The organism is Pseudomonas fluorescens HK44, assembly GCF_000217955.3.
Taxonomy (GTDB): Bacteria; Pseudomonadota; Gammaproteobacteria; order Pseudomonadales; family Pseudomonadaceae; genus Aquipseudomonas; species Aquipseudomonas fluorescens_AQ.
Genome location: NZ_AFOY02000010.1, coordinates 114,867 through 137,567 on the forward strand (window position 1 = coordinate 114,867; position 22,701 = coordinate 137,567).

The 22,701-nt window shown below is 59.3% G+C and carries 17 protein-coding genes; 11 read left to right on the forward strand and 6 right to left on the reverse strand.

Annotated elements, in window-relative coordinates; all coding sequences use genetic code 11:
- The gene (locus HK44_RS10720) at window positions 1–1,131 is read right to left on the reverse strand and encodes a nitrilase-related carbon-nitrogen hydrolase (protein ID WP_019692752.1); all 1,131 of its coding nucleotides are present in this window, start codon (window positions 1,129–1,131) and stop codon (window positions 1–3) included.
- A gap of 210 nt (window positions 1,132–1,341) precedes the next feature.
- On the opposite strand from HK44_RS10720, the gene HK44_RS10725 reads away from it, so the two are divergent.
- From HK44_RS10725 to HK44_RS10755, 7 genes are all read left to right on the forward strand, one after another.
- Window positions 1,342–3,381: an FAD-dependent oxidoreductase gene (locus HK44_RS10725; protein ID WP_019692751.1), complete on the forward strand. Its 2,040-nt coding sequence runs from the start codon at window positions 1,342–1,344 to the stop codon at window positions 3,379–3,381.
- Window positions 3,382–4,190: 809 nt separating this feature from the next.
- Complete coding sequence (gene fadB / locus HK44_RS10730) at window positions 4,191–6,338, forward strand: fatty acid oxidation complex subunit alpha FadB (protein ID WP_019692750.1); 2,148 nt, start codon at window positions 4,191–4,193, stop codon at window positions 6,336–6,338.
- Window positions 6,339–6,367: 29 nt separating this feature from the next.
- Window positions 6,368–7,543, forward strand: coding sequence for an acetyl-CoA C-acyltransferase FadA (gene fadA / locus HK44_RS10735; RefSeq protein WP_019692749.1), 1,176 nt, complete (start codon window positions 6,368–6,370; stop codon window positions 7,541–7,543).
- An 87-nt stretch (window positions 7,544–7,630) separates the two neighbouring features.
- Window positions 7,631–7,867, forward strand: a complete 237-nt coding sequence (locus HK44_RS10740; RefSeq protein WP_019692748.1) for a DUF1653 domain-containing protein — start codon at window positions 7,631–7,633, stop codon at window positions 7,865–7,867.
- 114 nt (window positions 7,868–7,981) lie between these two features.
- On the forward strand, window positions 7,982–10,603 hold the full coding sequence (gene topA / locus HK44_RS10745; RefSeq protein WP_019692747.1) for a type I DNA topoisomerase: 2,622 nt from the start codon (window positions 7,982–7,984) through the stop codon (window positions 10,601–10,603).
- A 144-nt stretch (window positions 10,604–10,747) separates the two neighbouring features.
- On the forward strand, window positions 10,748–11,272 hold the full coding sequence (locus HK44_RS10750; RefSeq protein WP_019692746.1) for a DUF6586 family protein: 525 nt from the start codon (window positions 10,748–10,750) through the stop codon (window positions 11,270–11,272).
- A 152-nt stretch (window positions 11,273–11,424) separates the two neighbouring features.
- Window positions 11,425–11,658 (forward strand): hypothetical protein, encoded by a 234-nt coding sequence (locus tag HK44_RS10755; RefSeq protein ID WP_019692745.1) that lies wholly within the window; start codon window positions 11,425–11,427, stop codon window positions 11,656–11,658.
- A 106-nt stretch (window positions 11,659–11,764) separates the two neighbouring features.
- On the opposite strand, the gene sulA is transcribed toward HK44_RS10755, so the two are convergent.
- Entirely contained in the window at window positions 11,765–12,238 is a 474-nt protein-coding gene (gene sulA, locus HK44_RS10760; protein ID WP_019692744.1) for an SOS-induced cell division inhibitor SulA, read from the reverse strand.
- Window positions 12,239–12,248: 10 nt separating this feature from the next.
- The gene (gene lexA, locus HK44_RS10765; RefSeq protein ID WP_019692743.1) at window positions 12,249–12,857 is read right to left on the reverse strand and encodes a transcriptional repressor LexA; all 609 of its coding nucleotides are present in this window, start codon (window positions 12,855–12,857) and stop codon (window positions 12,249–12,251) included.
- A gap of 252 nt (window positions 12,858–13,109) precedes the next feature.
- Between lexA and HK44_RS10770 the strand changes: the two genes are divergently transcribed.
- Genes HK44_RS10770 through HK44_RS10785 form a run of 4 tightly spaced genes read left to right on the forward strand, consistent with a single transcriptional unit; the run spans window position 13,110 to window position 15,775 of the window.
- Window positions 13,110–13,817 (forward strand): TetR/AcrR family transcriptional regulator, encoded by a 708-nt coding sequence (locus tag HK44_RS10770; RefSeq protein ID WP_019692742.1) that lies wholly within the window; start codon window positions 13,110–13,112, stop codon window positions 13,815–13,817.
- Between the two features lie 48 nt (window positions 13,818–13,865).
- Window positions 13,866–14,018 carry a hypothetical protein gene (locus tag HK44_RS10775; protein WP_158002032.1) on the forward strand — a complete coding sequence of 51 codons (153 nt, stop codon included), beginning with the start codon at window positions 13,866–13,868 and terminating at the stop codon, window positions 14,016–14,018.
- Between the two features lie 8 nt (window positions 14,019–14,026).
- Entirely contained in the window at window positions 14,027–15,025 is a 999-nt protein-coding gene (gene nagZ / locus HK44_RS10780; RefSeq protein WP_187682494.1) for a beta-N-acetylhexosaminidase, read from the forward strand.
- 12 nt (window positions 15,026–15,037) lie between these two features.
- The gene (locus HK44_RS10785) at window positions 15,038–15,775 is read left to right on the forward strand and encodes an S-methyl-5'-thioinosine phosphorylase (protein ID WP_019692740.1); all 738 of its coding nucleotides are present in this window, start codon (window positions 15,038–15,040) and stop codon (window positions 15,773–15,775) included.
- A gap of 108 nt (window positions 15,776–15,883) precedes the next feature.
- Here HK44_RS10785 and HK44_RS10790 read toward each other — a convergent pair whose 3' ends face one another.
- Genes HK44_RS10790 through mfd form a run of 3 tightly spaced genes read right to left on the reverse strand, consistent with a single transcriptional unit; the run spans window position 15,884 to window position 22,612 of the window.
- A complete protein-coding gene (locus HK44_RS10790; RefSeq protein ID WP_019692739.1) occupies window positions 15,884–18,574 on the reverse strand; it encodes a DEAD/DEAH box helicase in 2,691 nt (896 codons plus the stop codon).
- Between the two features lie 11 nt (window positions 18,575–18,585).
- The gene (locus HK44_RS10795; RefSeq protein WP_019692738.1) at window positions 18,586–19,152 is read right to left on the reverse strand and encodes a CsiV family protein; all 567 of its coding nucleotides are present in this window, start codon (window positions 19,150–19,152) and stop codon (window positions 18,586–18,588) included.
- A gap of 10 nt (window positions 19,153–19,162) precedes the next feature.
- Entirely contained in the window at window positions 19,163–22,612 is a 3,450-nt protein-coding gene (gene mfd / locus HK44_RS10800) for a transcription-repair coupling factor (RefSeq protein ID WP_020723545.1), read from the reverse strand.
- Window positions 22,613–22,701: the final 89 nt, after the last annotated feature.

Below are 22,701 nucleotides of genomic sequence, written 5' to 3' on the forward strand. Positions count from 1 at the left end.
TTACAACCAGATATTGAGCAAACGTGCACCGTGGGCTTCGCGGTCGGCGAAGTGTTGGCCGTTGCTAACGAGAAAGCTCTGGCCGGCGCTGCCCAGATCCCAGAATTGTCCACGCAGGAACACGCTGATACCGGCGTTGGCCCGACTGACCGGGCGCTGACTGGTCAGCGTCAGGCGATGCCAGACCTGGCCCTCGCTGAGCGAGCCGGGTTCGAGACCGATTGCGCTCGGGGTCGATGGCTTTTTGTCTCCGCGCCAAGGCTTGTCCCAGGTATTTCGGCCGATGACAAAGGCTGGCACGGCGATCAACTGAGCGCCCTGATCGTTGAGTTTGCGATAGTTGTCCGGGTACCAGCTGTCGTTGCCGATCAATACGCCCAGACGTCCAGCCGGAGTGTCGATGACATTGATTACTTGATCGGTGCTCGGCTGGATATAGCCCCGTTGATCGAAGGCCGGGTTCAGCTGGCGCTGCGGTTGGCCGATCGGCAAGCCATCGCGACCGAACACCAGACTGCTGTTGTACAGCGCACCACGACCGATTTTCAGTATGCCGTCGCTGACACTGGGGTCGGGCAGCACGATGCTGCCCGCCACCAGGGTAATACCGAACTCGTTGGCCAGCCCACCGAACAGCGCCTGGTACTGCCGGGCCATGCTTTTGGCTTTCATGCGCAGGTGCGCGTCATCCAGGCGGCTGTCGCCCTTGGCGCTGATCAGCGCACGCAAAAAGCTCAGGGGATTGCTCACCGCCAGCCAATTCATGGCTTCGTCCAGCGTGCTGGCTTGATACAACTCGTCTTTCTCGCCGCTGACCATCAGCCAGGTACCGATGTGTTCCGGCAGCACGACGATGGTCTTTTCGTTCAGCAGGCCCTGTTCGCGAGCCTGCTGCAAATAGGCTGCGAGCTTGCGGTGCAGGTGCTCGGGGCTTTGATAGTCGGTAGGGAACAACTCGGGCTGGATGCCCAGCAAGTTGCCGCGATTGGCAGGAACACCTTGGTTGACGGCGAGGTTGATGCGCAGGTCCGAGAGGTAATGGCCAACCGGACGATCAGCGGTCCACATCGCGTACGCGGCGATGACGGCGATCAACGCCATGGAGGCGGTCAGATAAAGAAGTTTGCGCATGGGGAAACAGTCAGCGGCCGCGTGCAGGATTCGCCGACTAGGGTAGGCCCCATGTCGATGAATGCCAAGAGGTGCTGCACGTTTGGATCAATAAGTTGTCAGTTACGGTCATTGAGCGATGACAAACCTGCTTTTAGTCTGTGGCACATAACCGATGGGTGCCAAAGAGCTCCCGCACTTTTTCCGTGATCGTTCGTTGTGGAGCTACCGATGACCGCCGCTCATTACCCGCACCTGTTGGCCCCGCTGGACCTGGGTTTTACCACGCTGCGCAACCGTACCCTGATGGGCTCGATGCACACTGGCCTGGAGGAGAAGCCTGGCGGTTTTGAGCGCATGGCGGCGTACTTCGCCGAACGTGCTCGCGGTGGTGTCGGTCTGATGGTCACCGGCGGTATTGGCCCGAACGATGAGGGCGGGGTTTACTCCGGGGCTGCCAAGTTGACTACTCTCGATGAGGCGCTCAAGCACCAGATCGTCACCCGTGCCGTACACGAGGCGGGTGGCAAGATTTGCATGCAGATTCTTCACGCCGGGCGTTATGCCTACAGCCCGAAACAGGTCGCGCCGAGTGCGATTCAGGCACCGATCAACCCGTTCAAGCCCAAAGAGCTGGACGAGGAAGGCATCGAAAAACAGATCAGCGACTTCATCACCTGTTCGACCCTGGCGCAGAAAGCCGAGTACGACGGTGTCGAGATCATGGGTTCGGAAGGTTATTTCATTAACCAGTTCCTCGCTGCTCACACCAACCACCGCACCGATCGTTGGGGTGGCAGCTATGAAAACCGGATGCGCCTGCCGGTGGAAATCGTCCGTCGCGTACGCGAAGCGGTAGGCCCGAATTTCATCATCATCTTCCGTTTGTCGATGCTTGATCTGGTGGAAGGCGGCAGCACCTGGGAAGAAATCGTTCAGTTGGCCAAGGCCATCGAGCAAGCGGGCGCGACCCTTATCAACACCGGGATCGGCTGGCACGAAGCGCGGATTCCGACCATCGCCACCAAGGTTCCACGTGCAGCCTTCAGTAAGGTCACGGCCAAGTTGCGGGGGGAGGTAGGTATCCCGCTGATTACCACCAACCGCATCAACACCCCGGAAGTCGCCGAGCAGATCCTCGCCGAAGGCGATGCCGACATGGTGTCGATGGCGCGGCCGTTCCTCGCCGACCCGGAGTTCGTCAACAAGGCCGCCGCCGGTCACGCTGATGAAATCAACACCTGCATCGGCTGCAATCAGGCCTGCCTGGACCATACCTTCGGCGGTAAATTGACCTCGTGTCTGGTGAACCCCAGGGCGTGCCACGAAACCGAGCTCAATTACTTGCCGGTGCAGCAGATCAAAAAAATCGCCGTGGTAGGCGCAGGCCCCGCGGGGTTATCCGCGGCAACCGTGGCCGCCGAGCGTGGCCATCGAGTGACACTGTTCGATTCCGCCAGCGAAATCGGCGGCCAGTTCAACATCGCCAAGCGCGTGCCGGGCAAGGAAGAATTCTTTGAAACCCTGCGCTACTTCAAACGCAAGTTGCAGACCACGAATGTCGAGGTGTGCCTGAACACGCGGGTCGATGTCGCGCAGTTGGTGGACGGCGGTTATGACGAGGTGATTCTGGCCACCGGCATTGCACCGCGTGTACCGGCGATTCCGGGTGTCGAGAATGGCAAAGTGCTGAGCTATCTGGACGTGATCCTCGAACGCAAACCGGTGGGCAAGAGCGTTGCGGTGATCGGTGCCGGCGGTATCGGTTTTGACGTCTCGGAGTTCCTCGTGCATCAAGGCGTCGCCACCAGCCAGGACCGCGAAGCGTTCTGGAAAGAGTGGGGCATCGATACTCACCTGCAGGCCCGTGGCGGTGTCGCCGGGATCAAGGCCGAACCTCATGCGCCGGCACGCCAGGTGTTCCTGTTGCAGCGCAAGACATCCAAGGTCGGCGACGGTTTGGGCAAAACCACCGGCTGGATTCACCGCGCCGGGCTGAAGAACAAGCGCGTACAGATGCTCAACAGCGTCGAGTACCTGAAGATCGATGACGAAGGCCTGCATATCCGCATCGGTGAAGCCGGTGAGCCGCAAGTGCTGCCGGTGGACAACATCGTGATCTGCGCCGGACAGGACCCGTTGCGCGAATTGCACGACGGTCTGGTAGCTGCCGGGCAGAACGTGCATTTGATCGGTGGTGCGGATGTGGCGGCTGAGCTGGATGCCAAGCGTGCGATCAATCAGGGGGCGCGTCTGGCTGCCGAGTTGTAATTCGTTTGCAAGTTCAACACTGATCGCTCCCATGCTCCGCGTCACTAGTGTGCGGTAAACATGTTCCATAGCTGAGGGCTGCCTTGGGCAGCCTTCAGCTTTTCCCGCTCCTGCCTTCGTCGATCTCTGAACGTTTGGGTGGCGGGCCGTTCATGCAGAATGTGAGCAATCCGAACCGTCAGCGCAAATAATGAGCGGGGAAATCCTGAACGAAGGTGCAGTAACAATATGCTGGTCAGGCACTATCAGCCATGACCGGGCTGTTTTCAGGCTCCTCCTGGGATTCTGTGAGCCAATAAAAAGCCCGACATCTTCATCGGGCTGGAGTGGCCAGGCAGGCCGGTAATTCGCTGAATCGTCACGCTGTCCGAGGCGTGGCACTGATCTTGCGCTTGGCGTGCGCCATAAGCGCTTCTGTTTTTCATTTATCGTCCCCGGCCAGCGTAGCTTGTATTTCGAGTTGTGCCGGTAATTAGGGCGACGTTTCTAAATATTGATTCTATGAATAGTTGAACATGCGTCCGCGTGTTGCAGGTCTTCGTGGTACGGATATGACCGCAAAGTCGAGTGACAACCCGCATTTTGGGCGATTGACAATTGTCGGAAATTCCGTGAAGGTGGCGTACCCAAATCAAACGGGCGTATGAAATGAGCGTTTGTATTACAGACGGCTCCTACAGAATCCCGACTATCGCGTTGGCGGGTGTGCCTGGTGGGATGGCGTTAGCATCGACGGTAGCGTCCATGCCGAGCCAGAACGTCAGCGTCCGACGTGTACTGTTCAGCTTCCATATCGTGGAGATCAGTTGATGATTTACGAAGGTAAAGCCATCACGGTTAAGGCTCTTGAAAGTGGCATCGTCGAATTGAAATTCGACCTCAAGGGTGAGTCCGTCAACAAGTTCAACCGTCTAACCCTGAACGAACTACGTTCGGCCGTAGACGCCATCAAGGCAGATGCGTCGGTCAAGGGTGTGATCGTCAGCAGTGGCAAGGACGTGTTCATCGTCGGTGCCGACATCACCGAATTCGTCGACAACTTCAAGCTGCCGGATGCAGAGCTGGTTGCTGGCAACCTCGAAGCCAACAAGATTTTCAGCGATTTCGAAGACCTCAACGTTCCAACCGTGGCCGCAATCAACGGCATCGCATTGGGTGGCGGTCTGGAAATGTGCCTGGCAGCGGACTACCGCGTCATGTCCACCACGGCCAAGATCGGTCTGCCGGAAGTCAAACTGGGCATCTACCCAGGCTTCGGCGGTACCGTTCGCCTGCCGCGCATCATCGGTGCCGACAACGCCATCGAATGGATTGCCGCCGGTAAGGAAAACCGCCCGGAAGACGCGCTGAAAGTCGGCGCAGTTGATGCGGTGGTCGCTCCAGAGAAGCTGCAGGAAGCGGCCCTGGAACTGATCAAGCGCGCCATATCCGGCGAATTCGATTACAAGGCCAAGCGTCAGCCGAAGCTGGAAAAGCTCAAGTTGAACGCCATCGAACAAATGATGGCTTTCGAAACCGCCAAAGGTTTTGTGGCCGGTCAGGCCGGCCCGAACTACCCGGCGCCGGTTGAAGCGATCAAGACTATCCAGAAAGCCGCGAACTTCGGTCGCGACAAAGCTCTGGAAGTTGAAGCCGCCGGTTTCGTCAAACTGGCCAAGACCTCTGCTGCGCAGAGCTTGATCGGTCTGTTCCTGAACGATCAGGAACTGAAGAAAAAAGCCAAGGCCTACGACGAAATCGCCAAAGACGTGAAGCAGGCTGCCGTACTCGGCGCCGGTATCATGGGGGGCGGTATCGCTTATCAGTCGGCGTCCAAAGGCACGCCGATCCTGATGAAGGACATCAACGAGCACGGGATCGAGCAGGGTCTGGCTGAAGCGGCGAAACTGCTGGTTGGCCGTGTTGATAAAGGCCGCATGACCGCAGCCAAAATGGCTGAAGTGCTCAACGGCATTCGTCCAACCCTGTCCTACGGTGATTTCGCTCACGTCGACCTGGTGGTCGAAGCCGTTGTCGAGAACCCTAAGGTCAAGCAAGCGGTATTGGCCGAAGTCGAAGACAAGGTCAAAGAGGACACCATCCTCGCGTCGAACACCTCGACCATTTCCATCAGCCTGTTGGCCAAGGCCCTCAAGCGTCCGGAAAACTTCGTCGGCATGCACTTCTTCAACCCGGTGCATATGATGCCGCTGGTTGAAGTCATTCGTGGCGAGAAGTCCAGCGAGCTGGCCGTTGCTACCACCGTTGCCTACGCCAAGAAAATGGGCAAGAACCCGATCGTCGTCAACGACTGCCCGGGTTTCCTGGTCAACCGCGTCCTGTTCCCGTACTTCGGCGGTTTCGCCAAGTTGGTCAGTGCCGGTGTGGACTTTGTCCGTATCGACAAGATCATGGAAAAATTCGGCTGGCCAATGGGCCCGGCGTACCTGATGGACGTGGTCGGTATCGACACCGGTCACCACGGTCGTGACGTGATGGCTGAAGGCTTCCCGGACCGCATGAAAGACGACCGTCGTTCGGCCGTCGACGTGCTCTACGAAGCCAAGCGCCTGGGTCAGAAAAACGGCAAGGGCTTCTATGCCTACGAGACCGACAAGCGCGGCAAGCAGAAGAAAGTAGCCGATCCGTCGGTACTCGAAGTGCTCAAGCCAATCGTCTTCGAACAGCGTGAAGTGACCGACGAAGACATCATCAACTGGATGATGATCCCGCTGTGCCTGGAAACCGTGCGTTGCCTGGAAGACGGCATCGTCGAAACCGCTGCCGAAGCCGACATGGGTCTGGTCTACGGTATTGGTTTCCCTCCATTCCGTGGCGGTGCACTGCGCTACATCGACGCAATCGGTGTTGCAGAGTTCGTTGCCCTGGCTGACCAGTACGCTGATTTGGGCGCGCTGTACCACCCGACCGAGAAGCTGCGCGAGATGGCCCAAAACGGCCAGAGCTTCTTCGGTTAAGCGCCCAAACGACTAGAGCGAGAATATTTATGAGCTTGAATCCAAGAGACGTCGTGATTGTCGACTTCGGTCGTACTCCGATGGGCCGCTCCAAGGGCGGCATGCACCGCAACACCCGCGCCGAAGACATGTCGGCGCACCTGATCAGCAAATTGCTGGAGCGCAACGTCAAGGTCGACCCGAGCGAAGTCGAAGACGTGATCTGGGGCTGTGTGAACCAGACCCTGGAGCAGGGCTGGAACATCGCCCGCATGGCGTCCTTGATGACTCAGATCCCGCATACGGCTGCCGGTCAGACCGTCAGCCGCCTGTGTGGCTCGTCGATGAGTGCATTGCACACCGCAGCGCAAGCGATCATGACCGGTAATGGTGACGTGTTCGTAGTTGGCGGCGTCGAGCATATGGGGCACGTGAGCATGATGCACGGTGTCGATCCGAACCCGCACATGTCGCTGTACGCGGCGAAAGCCTCGGGCATGATGGGCCTGACCGCTGAAATGCTCGGCAAAATGCACGGCATTACCCGTGAGCAGCAGGATGCCTTCGGCGTGCGCTCCCACCAACTCGCCCATAAAGCGACGGTGGAAGGCAAGTTCAAAGACGAAATCATCCCGATGCAGGGTTACGACGAGAACGGTTTCCTGAAGCTGTTCGACTACGACGAAACCATCCGTCCGGAAACTACCCTGGAAAGCCTGGCGGCATTGAAGCCGGCGTTCAATCCAAAGGGTGGCACCGTGACAGCCGGTACTTCGTCGCAGATCACCGATGGTGCTTCGTGCATGATCGTGATGTCGGCGCAGCGTGCACAGGACCTGGGCATCCAGCCGATGGCGGTGATCCGCTCGATGGCAGTGGCAGGTGTGGACCCGGCGATCATGGGCTATGGTCCAGTACCGGCGACACAGAAAGCACTGAAGCGTGCAGGTCTGGGTATTGCCGATATCGACTTCTTCGAACTCAACGAAGCTTTCGCTGCACAGGCCCTGCCAGTGCTGAAAGATTTGAAAGTGCTCGACAAGATGAACGAGAAGGTTAACCTGCACGGCGGCGCGATCGCCTTGGGTCACCCGTTCGGTTGCTCCGGTGCGCGTATCTCCGGCACTTTGCTGAACGTGATGAAGCAAAATGGCGGCACCTTCGGTGTATCGACCATGTGCATTGGCCTCGGCCAGGGCATTGCCACCGTCTTCGAACGCGTTTAAGCGTTTCGTCGTCGGAAGCCGGGGAAGTGCCCCGGTTTTTGTTTTTCTGAAGATTTTTTTTATTTCTATTTGAGGGAGGCCCAGACCATGCCGATACAACCAGGGCTCTACCAGCATTACAAAGGTCCGCAGTACCGCGTTTTCAGTGTGGCGCGGCATTCCGAGACCGAAGAAGAAGTGGTCTTCTACCAAGCCCTGTATGGCGATTACGGCTTTTGGGTGCGTCCCTTGAGCATGTTCCTGGAGTCGGTCGAAGTTGACGGCGAGCAGGTCCCACGCTTTGCTTTGGTGCAGGCCGAACCGAGCCTTTTTTCAAGGCCATAAGCGGAGCGCGCGCAGAACCCTGCGCTTGACCTCACCTTGTTGCCACTATATATAGCGGTGCCGCGTCAGGCGCCAACCGCCTTTCACTTCTAGAATTCAGGAATTTTCTGATCCATGGGCAAATCGCTGGTCATTGTGGAATCCCCGGCTAAGGCCAAGACCATCAACAAGTATCTGGGTAACCAATACGTGGTGAAGTCGAGTATCGGCCATATCCGAGACCTGCCCACCAGCGGTTCGGCTAGCGCCAGCAAAGAGCCTGCTGCCAAGCGCGGCAAGGCTGCTGCTGGTGAAGCGCCGGCGCTGTCGCCTAAAGAAAAGGCGCGCAAGCAGCTGGTCTCGCGCATGGGTGTCGATCCCGATCACGGCTGGAAAGCCAAGTACGAGATCCTCCCGGGCAAGGAAAAGGTCATCGAAGAGCTGCGCCGGCTCGCCAAAGATGCTGACACCATCTATCTCGCAACCGACTTGGATCGCGAGGGGGAAGCCATTGCCTGGCACCTGCGCGAAGCCATCGGTGGTGACGACAGCCGCTACAAGCGCGTGGTGTTCAACGAAATCACCAAGAAGGCGATTCAGGAAGCCTTCTCCCAGCCAGGTGAGCTGGACATCGATCGGGTCAACGCTCAGCAGGCGCGTCGCTTTCTCGATCGCGTGGTGGGTTACATGGTTTCGCCGCTGCTGTGGGCCAAGATCGCTCGTGGTCTGTCTGCCGGCCGTGTGCAATCGGTAGCCGTGAAGCTGGTGGTGGAGCGTGAGCGCGAGATTCGCGCGTTCAACCCGGAAGAGTACTGGGAAGTCCACGCTGACCTCGGCACGGCCAAGGGCGCCAATGTGCGTTTTGAAGTGGCCCGTGAAAACGGCGAGGCCTTCAAGCCGCTCAACGAAGCCCAGGCCATGGCTGCGCTGGAGAAGCTCAAGGCTTCCAGCTACACCATCGCCAAGCGCGAAGACAAACCGACCAGCAGCAAGCCGTCGGCACCGTTCATCACGTCAACACTGCAACAGGCTGCCAGTAACCGCCTGGGCTTCGGCGTGAAGAAAACCATGATGATGGCCCAGCGTCTGTACGAAGCCGGCTACATCACTTACATGCGTACCGACTCGACCAACCTCTCGGCTGATGCCGTGGCGATGGCGCGTACTTATATTGAAGGTGAGTTCGGCGGCAAATACCTGCCGGAAACACCGAACGTCTACAGCAGCAAGGAAGGTGCGCAAGAGGCTCACGAAGCGATTCGTCCTTCTGACGTGAACACCGATCCAAGCAAGCTGTCGGGTATGGAACGTGACGCTGAGCGTCTCTACGAGCTGATCTGGCGCCAATTCGTCGCGTGCCAGATGCTGCCGGCGAAATACCTGTCGACCACCGTCAGCGTCGCCGCCAGCGGCTTCGAGCTGCGTGCCAAGGGCCGCATCCTGAAGTTCGACGGTTACACCCGCGTCATGCCGCAAATGGCCAAGCCTGGCGACGACGATGTGCTGCCGGACATGGCGCAAGGCGATGTGCTGAAGCTGATCAAGCTTGATCCTAGCCAGCACTTCACCAAGCCGCCGGCGCGTTACTCGGAAGCGAGCCTGGTTAAAGAAATGGAAAAGCGCGGTATCGGTCGTCCGTCGACCTATGCAGCGATCATTTCGACTATCCAGGACCGCGGTTACGTCGCGCTGCACAACCGTCGTTTCTACTCGGAAAAGATGGGTGACATCGTCACCGAGCGTCTGTCCGAAAGCTTCTCGAACCTGATGGACTACGGCTTCACCGCCGGCATGGAAGAGAACCTCGATGACGTCGCCCAGGGCGAGCGCGACTGGAAAAACGTGCTGGACGAGTTCTACGGCGACTTCAAGAAGAAACTCGAAGTAGCCGAGAGCGCGGAAAACGGCATGCGTGCCAACCAGCCGGTCATGACCGACATCCCGTGCCTCACCTGCGGTCGTCCGATGCAGATTCGCACCGCATCGACCGGCGTATTCCTGGGTTGCTCGGGTTACAGCCTGCCACCAAAAGAGCGCTGCAAAGCCACCGTCAACCTGGTGCCGGGCGATGAAATCGCTGCAGACGACGAGGGTGAGTCGGAGTCTTTGGTGCTGCGTGGCAAGCATCGCTGCCCGATCTGCAGCACCGCGATGGATGCTTACCTGCTGGATGAGAAGCGCAAGCTGCACATCTGCGGTAACAACCCGGATTGCGCAGGCTACGAGATCGAAGAAGGCAGCTATCGCATCAAGGGCTACGAAGGTCCGAGCCTGGAATGCGACAAGTGCGGCAGCGAAATGCAGTTGAAGACGGGCCGTTTCGGCAAATTCTTCGGTTGCACCAACGCGACCTGCAAGAACACCCGCAAACTGCTCAAAAGCGGTGACGCGGCACCGCCGAAGATGGATCCGGTGAAGATGCCCGAGCTCAAGTGCGAGAAGGTCAACGACACCTACATTCTGCGTGACGGTGCTTCCGGCCTGTTCCTGGCGGCGAGCCAGTTCCCGAAAAACCGCGAAACCCGTGCTCCGCTGGTGATCGAGATCGTGCCGCACAAGGATGAGATCGATCCGAAATATCACTTCCTCTGTGAAGCGCCGAAGAAGGATCCGGATGGTCTCCCGGCGGTGATCCGTTACAGCCGCAAGACCAAGGAGCAGTACGTGCAGACCGAGGTCGAAGGCAAGCCTACCGGTTGGAGGGCGTTCTACGACGGTGGCAAGTGGGTGGTTGAAGACAAGCGCGTAGCCAAGTAATCGGGCAATGCGATGCAAAAGGCCGCATGCGAACCCTCGGGTTTTCATGCGGCCTTTTTTTTTTGTGCTTGCGGTCAGCTTGTCTGATCCATGACACTGTCAGACCTGCATCACGCGTCTTATTTCGTTGTGGAGACTGCCGTCATGGCCTTTGAGCTCTATACCCGTACCAATCAGAAAATTTACTTCGCTGGTCTGTCGCTTGAGGCGCTGGCCCGAGCGGAAGAGGGGCGGGCGATGAACTCCCTGGCGCTGATTCAGGCCGGGCGTGAGTCAGCGTTGTTTCATTTGTACGGCGCTTTGTTGGGCTTGTGCCATGAGATTGCCGGTTTCTACCGTTTGCCTCAGGCCAATGCGCCGCGAGCAGAATTACTGTTGACTCGTGAAGTGCTCGAAACCATCGCTATTCCGGAGATGGCAGAGATGGTCGAGTTGGCGAACAACCCTGAAACCTGGCTGGCGAAGCTTCTGGCTGCCCATGCTGCGCTGTTTCAACCACCACGTGCACCGCACAAGCCCAAAGGCGATGTGACGCAGCCGCTGATCATGGCGGTTAACCTCGATGAGGAAGAGACGCCTCAAGAGTTGAGTCGAGAAGAGCTGGAGAGCTGGCGTCAGAACCTCAAAGACCTGGCGATTCGGTTTCGCGAAGGGTTGAATGAGTGCTGAGTCTCTGTACTGAACGTTGAGCATTCAGTGTGGGCCATGGATCAGGGATGATCTTCAAGCGTCGGTTTCAGTGACGTGCAGCCGGTCAAGATCCCGAGCGAAGTCGCGCTGATGACTATATAATCCCCGCCTTTCGTGGAGAACAGACCTTTATGCCAACGTCCTTTCTAGAAATTGTCGAACTGCCAGACGGCCGTATTGAGCTGCGCAGAGCTGAGGACGAGGGTTCTCTGGTGACTTTGAACTTCTCTGAAGATGCCAAAGCATTCCTGCAGGGCCAGCACGTTGAAGTCGCCAAGGCGATGTTGAGCGTGGGTGTGCAAATGGCTGGGCGCTTGGTTGAAGGCGAGTTCGACAAAGAAGAAGGGCCGCGGATTCTTCATTGATTCCGTTCGTCGGCTTTTCGTAAGGCATCATTTCACATCGACGTTACAGATTGGCTTCTCTGTCCTGGAGAAGCCCTGCGCCTTTCAAGTGCACCGTGCATGTCACTTAACCCAGCCGAATATTCAGGCTTTGAGCATCCCCGGTACGGGCGGCGCTGATCAGCTGTTGGCGCGCGCTGGAGCTCAACGGGTTCAGCCAACTCACAACGGTGTGACTGCGGCCCAGGCGCAAGGCTTCGCAAGCCAGTTGCTGGGCGCTTTGTGTTCCCCGTGGTTGCAGCAACAGAATGCGTTCGCGGTTCAGGCCGGCATCTCGCAGCCAGGCTTGAGTCAGGCTGGCAGGCGGAGCGATCAGCGTCAGCCAGCGAGCGTCCTTGTCCTGGCTCAACTCTCTGAGGATGGGGGCCAGAAGGTTCAGGCAGTTCCCGGCCGCACCACGCAATGACAGCTCACTGAATGCTTCGGGTTCGGCGCTCCAGGGCGACTCAACCACGTCTTTGAGAATCGGCGCCAGCGGCTGAGTCATGAACGCTTCGAACAGCGGAAGTTGTGTGTGCTGTGGTGTGTGAGGGAACTGCATAACGCCTCCTTTAGCGGCGAATGACGCCGACACTCAAGCCTTCGATCACCAGGTCCTGATCTTTCAGGTTCACTTCGATCGGGGCAAACTCGGGGTTTTCGGCAATCAGCCAGACCTTGCTGCCGTCGCGCTTGAAGCGCTTGACGGTCACTTCGTCGCCGATCCGCGCAACCACGATCTGGCCGTTACGGGCTTCGCGCGTGGTGTGCACAGCGAGCAGGTCACCGTCGAAAATCCCCACGTCCTTCATGCTCATGCCGTGAACGCGCAGCAAATAGTCGGCGCGTGGATGGAAGAAGGAAGGATTGATGTTGCAGGATTCTTCGATGTGCTGTTGAGCGAGAATCGGAGCGCCGGCAGCAACCCGGCCAATGATCGGCAGGGTGGACTCGTCGGCCTTGGCTTCGAAGCCCGGGATGCGAATGCCGCGCGAGGCGCCGGGCGTCATTTCGATTGCACCTTTGCGCGCCAGTGCCTTGAGGTGTTCTTCAGCCGCATTGGGCGATTTGAAGCCAAGCTCCAGGGCGATTTCTGCGCGGGTTGGCGGATAACCGTTGTCTTCGAGGCAGCGTTTGATAAAAGCCAGAATCTCAGCTTGGCGTGGCGTCAGTTTTAGCATGTCGATCGCTCTGTCTTTTTATACAGTGACTGGGATTATATACAGTGAAGTGGTCTTGGCAATCCTCCTTTTTTATCCGACCGCTGGACGGTCGGTTTACAGATCGTTTGCGCGCTGTCGGCAGGACTGGCTACAGCTCCCGACTTGTATGGTTAAATAGCTGACCGACCGTTCGCAAAACGAACAGGCAGGCTTGACAATGCTCAGGCTGAAACGTATGTTTCAAACAAGTGTTTGTCAGGCGGAGTAGCCATGGCCCAGTCGGAAACCGTTGAACGCATTCTCGATGCTGCCGAGCAGTTGTTCGCGGAAAAAGGTTTTGCCGAAACTTCATTGCGGCTGATCACCAGCAAGGCTGGGGTCAATCTGGCGGCGGTGAATTATCATTTCGGCTCGAAGAAGGCCTTGATTCAGGCAGTTTTCTCGCGTTTTCTCGGGCCTTTCTGCATCAGCCTCGATCGTGAGCTGGAGCGCCGTCAGGCCAAGCCGGACAGCAAGCCAGGCCTTGAGGAACTGCTGGAAATCCTCGTCGAACAAGCCCTCGTGGTGCAGCCACGCAGCGGCAATGACTTGTCTATCTTCATGCGCCTGTTGGGGCTGGCATTCAGTCAGAGCCAGGGGCACTTGCGGCGTTACCTGGAAGACATGTACGGCAAGGTGTTCCGTCGTTACATGTTGCTGGTCAATGACGCCGCACCGCGTATTCCACCTATCGAACTGTTCTGGCGCGTGCACTTCATGCTCGGCGCAGCAGCGTTCAGCATGTCGGGGATCAAGGCCTTGCGCGCTATCGCCGAGACCGATTTCGGGGTGAACACCTCGATCGAGCAGGTGATGCGTCTGATGGTGCCGTTCCTGGCCGCTGGAATGCGCGCAGAAACCGGCGTCACCGACGAGGCCATGGCGTCGGCCCAGTTGCGTCCTCGCAGCAAATCGGCACCCGTCGCCGCCAAGGTTTAACGGCTCACGGGTGGGCGCGGCAGCTTACATCCGCTAAGCTAGCCGCCCATGCCGACTCTCGTTTCAGACCCGCTCCATTTCTCCTTTGTCGACCGCGTTCCGCCGGGCATTGCCCTTGGCGGTGAAGTCGTGTGTCTGCGTCGGGCCGGGCTCTTCAAAGATGCGCCGCGCGCGCTTTTCGTTATCAAGGAATTTTTATGACTGCTGGCCTGCAAGGCTCGTTGATGGTGGACGTCGCCGGTACCTGGCTGACGGCCGAAGATCGCCAACTGTTGCGTCAGCCCGAAGTGGGCGGCCTGATCATTTTCGCGCGCAATATCGAGCATCCGCGTCAGGTTCGCGAGTTGAGCGCTTCGATCCGCGCGGTGCGTCCCGACCTGCTGTTGGCCGTGGATCAGGAGGGCGGTCGAGTGCAGCGCCTGCGCCAGGGCTTTGTGCGTCTGCCAGCCATGCGGGCGATTGCTGACAACCCGAACGCCGAATACCTGGCCGAGCAATGTGGCTGGATCATGGCGACTGAAGTGCTGGCCGTGGGTCTCGACTTGAGCTTTGCCCCGGTGCTGGACCTCGACTACCAGCGCAGCGCCGTGGTCGGTACCCGTTCGTTTGAAGGTGACCCGGAACGTGCGGCCATGCTGGCAGGCGCGTTCATTCGCGGGATGAACAGCGCCGGCATGGCGGCGACCGGCAAGCACTTCCCTGGTCACGGCTGGGCGGAGGCCGATTCGCACGTCGCGATTCCGAATGACGAGCGCAGTCTTGAGGAGATCCGCGCCAAGGACCTCGTACCGTTCGCACGCTTGAGCAAGCAGCTGGCGGCGGTGATGCCTGCTCACGTGATCTACCCGCAGGTTGACTCGCAGCCCGCCGGTTTCTCGCGCCGCTGGTTGCAGGACATCCTGCGCGGTGAATTGCAGTTCGATGGGGTGATCTTCAGCGACGATCTGTCGATGGCCGGTGCCCATGTGGTTGGCGACGCTGCCAGCCGGATCGAAGCGGCATTGTCGGCCGGTTGCGACATGGGACTGGTCTGCAATGATCGCGCGGCCGCCGAACTGGCCCTGAGCGCAGCTCAACGCCTGAAAGTCACGCCGTCTAAACGTATCGGGCGGATGCGCAGCCAGTCGTTTGCCAGCACCGATTACCGGCAGGACCCGCGCTGGCTTACCGCCCTTGGTGCGCTCAAAGATGCCCAACTGATTGATTAAGGACTTTTTGCAATGACGGTTTACGCGATTATCGGTGGCACCGGCCTGACCCAGCTCGAAGGCTTGAGCATTCGTCAGTCATTGGCTCTGGAGACGCCGTACGGCGCGCCGTCGGCCGAGATCCAGATCGGGGAATACGCCGGGCGTGAAGTGCTGTTTCTCGCGCGTCACGGCCATCCGCACCGTTTTCCGCCGCATCAGGTGAATTACCGGGCCAACCTGTGGGCATTGAAGCAGGCTGGCGCTCAGGCGATTCTGGCGGTCAACGCGGTCGGCGGGATTCATGCGGCCATGGGCACCGGGCATTTCTGCGTGCCTCATCAATTGATCGATTACACCAGCGGTCGCCAGCACACCTATTTTGCCGATGATCTGGAGCAGGTGACCCACATCGACTTCAGCTATCCCTACAGTGAACCATTGCGTGAGCAGTTGATTGCCGCGTTGGCGGCTGAAGGCTGCGCCTACAGCAGTCACGGTGTGTATGCCTGCACGCAGGGACCACGGCTGGAAACCGTTGCCGAGATCGCCCGCCTGGAGCGTGATGGCTGCGATATCGTCGGCATGACCGGTATGCCGGAAGCGGCGTTGGCTCGCGAACTGGAGCTCGATTACGCCTGTCTGGCGCTGGTGGTGAACCCGGCGGCGGGCAAGTCGACGGCGGTGATTACCATGGCCGAAATCGAACAGGCGCTGCATGACGGGATGGGTAAAGTGAAGTCGACGTTGGCGCGGGTGCTTAAAGGTTAAGCATTCGTTACACCGAATCGACCCCATCGCGAGCAGGCTCGCTCCCACAAGATCAACATTGCACCTGTGGGAGCGAGCCTGCTCGCGATAGCGGTCTATTGGACGCCGCTAAATCTTTGATTTGTCCGGCAACGGCGCAAACAACGCTTCAATATCGTCGCTCTGCAGCTTCCAGTCCCCGGTTGAACGCCCATCCAGTACGCCGGCCGCCAGGTCGGACTTTTCCTTTTGCAGGTGCTGGATTTTCTCTTCGACGGTGCCGCGGGCAATCATCTTGTAGACGAACACCGGCTTCTCCTGGCCGATCCGGTAAGCGCGGTCGGTGGCCTGGTTTTCCGTCGCCGGGTTCCACCACGGATCGTAGTGAATCACCGTATCGGCTTCGGTCAGGTTCAGGCCAACGCCGCCCGCCTTCAGGCTGATCAGGAAAATCTGACGCTTTCCGCTCTGGAAGTCTTTCACCGGAGTGCGTCGATCGCGGGTTTGCCCGGTCAGCAGCGCGTAAGCGATGCCGCGTTTATTCAGTTCGTCTTCGATCAGCGACAGCATCGAGGTGAACTGTGAAAACAGCAGGATTTTGCGGCCTTCTTCGAACAGCTCCTCAAGCATCTCCATCAGGCTGTCGAGCTTGCTCGAGCTGCTGCCGCGCGTGGGCAGGGCGGCCTCATTGACCAGGCGCAGATCGCAGCACACCTGACGCAGCTTGAGCAGCGCTTCAAGAATGATGATCTGACTGCGAGCCACGCCTTTGCGGGTGATCTCGTCGCGGACTTTCTTGTCCATGGCCAGGCGCATGGTTTCGTAAACGTCGCGCTGCGCCTCGTTGAGCTCGACCCAATGGACGATCTCGGTTTTCGGCGGCAGTTCGGTGGCGACCTGTTCCTTGGTTCGACGCAACAGGAACGGTTTGATCCGACCGTTCAGGTGTTGCAGTCGTACGTCGCTGGCGCGTTTTTCGATCGGTACGCGGTAATCGCGATTGAAGCTTTTCACGTCGCCCAGCCAGCCGGGCAGCAGGAAGTGAAACAGCGACCACAGCTCGCCCAGGTGATTTTCCAGCGGTGTGCCGCTCAGGCACAGGCGCTGGCGGGCATTGAGCTCTCGCGCCGCGTGAGCGGCCTTGCTGTTGGGGTTCTTGATGTATTGCGCTTCGTCGAGCACCAGCACGTGCAATGGCTGCGCTGCCAGGCGTTCGACATCCTTGGGCAGCAGTGCGTATGTGGTGAGGATCAGGTCGTATTCGGCCAAATGCTCGAAGTGTTTTTTACGTCCGGTGCCATACAGCGCCAGCACTTTGAGTTGCGGAGCAAAGTGCGCCGCTTCGTCGAGCCAGTTGGGAATCAGGCTGGTGGGCATCACCACCATGCATGGCCGGTCCAGGCGACCGGCGTTTTTCTCGGTCAGCACATGCGCCAGGGTCTGTAGGGTTTTGCCCAGACCCATGTCGTCCGCAAGGATGCCGCCGACTTCCAGTTGCCGCAGCGACTGCATCCAGCTCAAGCCTTCAAGCTGATAAGGCCGTAATGTGGCGTTCAGCCCTTCGGGCGCCTCGGTCGTGTAGTCCTTGATGTCACGCAGGCGCTGGGCGAAGGTGCGGATGTGCTCGCCACCTTCCCAAAGCAGGGGCATGTCTTCCAGCGGATTCAGGCGGGTGGCATCGGCGCTGCTCAGGCGCAGTTTGGTTTCGCCGGGCTCTTGCAGGTAAAACTCGCCGAGGGTCGCCAGTACCGGCTTTAAACGGCCGAGCGGCAGCGCGACCTGTAACGGGCCGTATTCGGAGTTCGGACGGTGCGGGACGTTCACCAGGATCAACTCATCGTCGCGGCGTCTGGCCAGGCGTTCCGGGTTGAGAATCTCGGTGTGTGAGCGCATCAGGTTCAGCAGGATCGGCAGCAGGCTCAGGCGCTCGCCGTTGACTATAATCCCCAGCTCCAGATCAAACCAGTCGCGCTCCGGCGCCTCTTCGACCGTGGCGTACCAGTCATCGACCGCCGTCAGGTCAAAGCCGAAGTCTTCGTCAATCTGCAGCTCCCAGCCCTGGGTGCGCAACTTGGGCAGCTCATTGAGGGTGAACGTCAGCCAGGCGCTGTCGTTGACCATCTCATAAAGTTCGCCGGCACTTTCCGGCAAGGCTTTGCTTTGGCGGGTCGCCACTCTGAATCCGAGGATTCTCAGCTGTTCCCGGTAGGCTTTTTCGACGTCCGGCTGGCGTTTGATTCGTAGCGTTTGCTGTTCCTGTCGGATCAGGATGTCGGCATTTTTCTGCCCGCTGACGTATTCATCCAGATAGTTGAACGACAGCGCGGCACGGTGCTGGATGTAGCGCTGCATTTTGCCGTTGCGCGGTTCGAAGGCGCTGAACTCGATGCTCGCCAGCCACAGGCGCGGCACCGGTTGCACGTTGTCCACCAGCCGTTGTGGCAAGGGTGCGGGCGTACGGTTTTCAAGGACCGTCTGAAGTTTTTCCAGCAGTTCGGCGTCTTTGGCAGCGGCCGGGTACTCAAGGGTCTCCTGGACTTTTAGCAGTACTGCGGCGCAATGCTTGCAGTTAACGCGCACCGGGCAACTGCACGTTGCATCGACCAACAACAGCGTGCCTTTGGTGGATTCGCGCAGGGTAATAGTCTGGCGGTAAACATTGCCGCCAGAGCCTTCGCAACTGGCGGTGATGGTGCTGTCGCCGGCCTCGACGATCCTGACGCGATTTTCCAGTGCGTAGCGGCGGCCACGCTCCAGGCTTTGTTCCTTGAATCGGCTGACCCAGGAAGGGGCCAGGGGTTTGCTCAGGTTCGGGGGCATGGGGACTTCAATCAGTCCGGGAGAACGTCAGGGACTGGCGGACGCGCAGGTGCAGTCAGCGAAGTGATTTTGATCAGCAGCGCCAGGTGGCCGTTGTCGAGGTAGTTGAGCTGACCGTTTTTGGTGTGGCTTTGCTGCTTCAGACGTTCGCTGGCGGTAACCCGGCCATAGGCATCGAACTGGTTGACCCAGAAGTTCGCGTCGACATCGGTGAAGCGCCCGAGCTTCAGGTTCAGCGAGCCTTCGACCGGAAACTGGCCGAATTGCTCCTTGCCGTCGCTGATCGAGATTTTTCTCGCGTCCTCGCCGAGATTCTGTTGCCAGGCCTTGTGCAGCAGCACCGTGTAATCGCCGCTGGCGCGCAGCTTTTCAGCCTCGGCATTGAGGCTTGGGGTGCGCAGGCTGTCGGCACTGATCGGCCGTGCACCGGCCGCCCAGTCTTCCGGTGCGGTGCGGCTGGTAATGGCCGGCACGGCGTTCTGGCGGAACAGGATCATTTCAACCTGATACAAGCTGTCGGCAAACGCCGTCGGGGCAACGAGGGTCAGCAACAGGGTCAATGAGCGAAACAGGCGCATGCGGCGTCCTTCAAGCAGATTTTGGAGTGAGGCGCTCAAACAGCGCCTCCACTGTATTAAAGCGCTCTTCCGGGCGCTCCATCGGCACCATGAATTTGAACATCGTGGCGCCTTCGAATTTGTAGCGGTTGGGTTGGCCCTGGATCAGCTTGATCAGCACCAGCGGATCGACCGGCGTTTGTGCGCCGAACTCGATACGACCGCCTTGCGGGCCGCCGTCGACTTTCTTGATCCCCAGTTGCTCGGCCTGCAGTTTCAGCAAGGTCATGCGCACCAGGTTCTTGGTCGGTTCCGGCAGCAGGCCGAAGCGGTCGATCATCTCCACTTGCAGGTCTTTGAGGCCATCCTCGTCGGTCGCCGACGCGATGCGTTTGTAGAGGATCAATCGTGCGTGGACGTCCGGCAGGTAGTCTTCCGGGATCAGCGCCGGCAAGCGCAGGTTGATTTCCGGACCGCCACCCAATGGTTGATCGAGGTTTGGCTGCTCGCCCTTGCGGATGGATTTCACCGCGCGTTCGAGCATTTCCATGTACAGGGTGAAACCGACGGCCTGGATCTGCCCGCTCTGACCATCGCCCAGCAGTTCGCCGGCGCCACGGATTTCCAGGTCGTTGGTGGCCAGCACAAAGCCTGCGCCGAGGTCCTGGGTGTTGGCGATCGCTTCCAGGCGTTTTTCCGCATCTGGCGTGATCTGTTGGCGCGGCGGTGTCAGCAGGTAGGCGTAAGCCTGGTGGTGACTGCGACCGACGCGGCCACGCAATTGGTGCAACTGCGCCAGACCGAACTTGTCGGCACGCTCGATGATGATGGTGTTGGCGCTCGGCACGTCAATGCCGGTCTCGATGATGGTCGAGGCGATCAGCACATTGAAGCGCTTGTGATAGAAGTCGCTCATCACCTGTTCGAGTTCGCGCTCGCGCATCTGCCCGTGGCCGATGCCGATCCGTGCTTCCGGCACCAGTTCGGCGAGATCGGCGGCGCATTTCTCGATGGTTTTCACATCGTTGTGCAGGTAATAGACCTGGCCGCCACGCAGCAACTCACGGAGCAGGGCTTCTTTGACCGTGCTCTTGTTCTGTTCCATGACGAAGGTGCGCACCGACAAACGTCGCGCTGGCGGCGTGGCGATGATCGACAGATCGCGCATGCCCGACACCGCCATGTTCAGCGTGCGCGGAATCGGCGTGGCGGTCAGGGTCAGGATGTCGACTTCGCTGCGCAGGGCCTTGAGTTGTTCCTTCTGACGAACACCAAAACGGTGTTCTTCGTCGATGATCACCAGCCCGAGGTTTTTGATCTTCACGTCGTCTTGCAGCAGCTTGTGCGTGCCGATGACGATGTCGATCTTGCCTTCGGCGAGGTCGGCAACGGCGGCATTCACTTCCTTGGTCGACTTGAAGCGGCTCATCACTTCCACGGTCACTGGCCAGTCGGCGAAGCGGTCGCGGAAGCTGTTGTAGTGCTGCTGGGCGAGCAGGGTGGTCGGCACCAGAATCGCGACCTGACGTCCGCCATGCACGGCAATGAATGCCGCGCGCATCGCCACTTCGGTCTTGCCGAAGCCAACGTCGCCGCAGACCAGGCGGTCCATCGGTTTCGGCGCGAGCATGTCTTCGCGCACCGCGTCGATGGTGGTTTGCTGGTCCGGGGTTTCTTCGAACGGGAAGCCGGCGCTGAAGGTTGCGTAATCGGCTTTCGGGTCGGCGAAGGCATAACCTTCGCGGGCCGCGCGGCGAGCATAGATGTCGAGCAGTTCGGCGGCGACGTCACGCACCTGTTCGGCAGCTTTGCGTTTGGCTTTCTGCCAGGTTTCAGAACCAAGGCGGTGCAGCGGTGCCAGTGCATCGTCGCTGCCGGTGTAGCGGGCGATCAAATGCAGGTTGGCCACCGGCACATAAAGCTTGGCGCCCTCGGCGTATTCGAGGGTCAGGAACTCGGCGGCCTGGTTTTCGATTTCCAGGGTCGCGAGGCCCAGATAACGGCCAACGCCATGATCGATATGCACCACTGGTGCGCCTTCGCGCAGCTCGGTGAGGTTTTTGATCACGGCGTCGTTATTGGCGTCGGCGCGTTTCTCGCGGCGACGGCGCTGCATCACTCGCTGACCGAACAGCGGACTTTCGGCAATCAGTGCCAGGGCCGGATCGTCCAGCACCAGGCCTTCGTCCAGCGGTGCGATGGTGATCGCCAGGCGCTCTTTGCTGGCGACGAAGTCCGGCCAGCTGTCGACGGTTTTCGGTCGCAGCTTCAGGCGTTCCAACAGTTCCAGCAGCACTTCGCGGCGACCGGCCGACTCGGCGGTAAACAGCACGCGACCGGAAAATCCATCAAGGAAGTTTGCCAGTGCTTCCAGTGGCTGGTTGGCCTTGGCTTCGATGGCCAGGTTCGGCAAAGGCTTGGCCGGAAAGCGCTCGCGCCCGACACCGGTTTCGACGTCTTGCTGGCTGGCGACCACCCGTGGCCAGCTCTTGAGGCGTGCGAAGCAGTCTTCCACCGGCAGGAACAGCTCGGCCGGCGGCAACAATGGCCGGGATGGATCGACGCGGCGCTCTTCGTAGCGGTTGCGCACGTCATTCCAGAAATTTTCCGCCGCCTGTTCGATACCCGGCAGGGAAAACACCTGGGTGTCCTGCGGCAGGTAGTCGAACAGCGTCGAGGTTTCATCGAAGAACAGCGGCAGGTAGTACTCGATACCGGCCGGTGTAATCCCGCTACTCAGGTCCTGGAAGATCGGGCAGCGGCGGAAATCGACATCGAAGCGCTCGCGAAAGCGTGCCTTGAAGCGGGTCACGGCTTCCTTTTGCAGCGGAAATTCTTTGGCGGGCAGCAGTCGGACCGATTCGACCTTGTCGATAGAACGCTGGTTTTCCGGGTCGAAGGTACGCAGGGTCTCGATTTCGTCATCGAACAGGTCGATGCGATAGGGCAGTTTGCTGCCCATCGGGAATAGGTCGATCAGTGCGCCGCGCACCGCGAATTCGCCGTGCTCATACACCGTGTCGACACAGCGATAGCCGCTGGCCTCCAGCCGCGTGCGCATTTGCTCGACATCGAGCTTCTGGCCGATGTCCAGCACCAGGCTGCTGCCGAGCAGGAACTTGGTGGGGGCCAGGCGATGTAGGGCGGTGGTGATCGGCACTACCAAAACGCCATGGCTCAGCTCAGGCAGGCGATACAGGCTGGCGATGCGCTGGGATATAATGTCCTGGTGCGGCGAAAACAGGTCGTAAGGCAGGGTTTCCCAGTCCGGGAAATGCAGCACCGGCAAATCGGGGGCGAAGAAACTCAGCTCCTGTTCCAGCCGTTCGGCGCTTTGGCTGTCGGCGGTCAGTAGCAGGGTAAAGCGCTTGGCAGCGCTTGCGGCCTCGGCGATGGCCAGGCTCAGGGCGGCACCGGGCAGGTTGCCCCAGTGCTGTTTACCTGCCGCGGCAGGGAGAAGCGGTAGACGCAGGACGGGCACGGAAGGTTGAGCTCCAGCGTTGCGACAAAGTCGGTAATTGTAGCGGGCGAAGGTGCCGGCTGTCAGTTGCAGACTACCGCCGACGAAAG

Excerpts from the sequence above, each read along its gene's own strand:
- HK44_RS10755 (WP_019692745.1), top strand. The coding sequence starts at position 11,425 with ATGCCAACGTCCTTTCTAGAAATTGTCGAACTGCCAGACGGCCGTATT.
- HK44_RS10795 (WP_019692738.1), bottom strand. The coding sequence starts at position 19,152 with ATGCGCCTGTTTCGCTCATTGACCCTGTTGCTGACCCTCGTTGCCCCG.
- HK44_RS10785 (WP_019692740.1), top strand. The coding sequence starts at position 15,038 with ATGACGGTTTACGCGATTATCGGTGGCACCGGCCTGACCCAGCTCGAA.
- HK44_RS10750 (WP_019692746.1), top strand. The coding sequence starts at position 10,748 with ATGGCCTTTGAGCTCTATACCCGTACCAATCAGAAAATTTACTTCGCT.
- sulA (WP_019692744.1), bottom strand. The coding sequence starts at position 12,238 with ATGCAGTTCCCTCACACACCACAGCACACACAACTTCCGCTGTTCGAA.
- HK44_RS10720 (WP_019692752.1), bottom strand. The coding sequence starts at position 1,131 with ATGCGCAAACTTCTTTATCTGACCGCCTCCATGGCGTTGATCGCCGTC.
- HK44_RS10790 (WP_019692739.1), bottom strand. The coding sequence starts at position 18,574 with ATGCCCCCGAACCTGAGCAAACCCCTGGCCCCTTCCTGGGTCAGCCGA.
- fadB (WP_019692750.1), top strand. The coding sequence starts at position 4,191 with ATGATTTACGAAGGTAAAGCCATCACGGTTAAGGCTCTTGAAAGTGGC.
- HK44_RS10725 (WP_019692751.1), top strand. The coding sequence starts at position 1,342 with ATGACCGCCGCTCATTACCCGCACCTGTTGGCCCCGCTGGACCTGGGT.
- fadA (WP_019692749.1), top strand. The coding sequence starts at position 6,368 with ATGAGCTTGAATCCAAGAGACGTCGTGATTGTCGACTTCGGTCGTACT.
- topA (WP_019692747.1), top strand. The coding sequence starts at position 7,982 with ATGGGCAAATCGCTGGTCATTGTGGAATCCCCGGCTAAGGCCAAGACC.
- HK44_RS10775 (WP_158002032.1), top strand. The coding sequence starts at position 13,866 with ATGCCGACTCTCGTTTCAGACCCGCTCCATTTCTCCTTTGTCGACCGC.
- HK44_RS10740 (WP_019692748.1), top strand. The coding sequence starts at position 7,631 with ATGCCGATACAACCAGGGCTCTACCAGCATTACAAAGGTCCGCAGTAC.
- lexA (WP_019692743.1), bottom strand. The coding sequence starts at position 12,857 with ATGCTAAAACTGACGCCACGCCAAGCTGAGATTCTGGCTTTTATCAAA.
- HK44_RS10770 (WP_019692742.1), top strand. The coding sequence starts at position 13,110 with ATGGCCCAGTCGGAAACCGTTGAACGCATTCTCGATGCTGCCGAGCAG.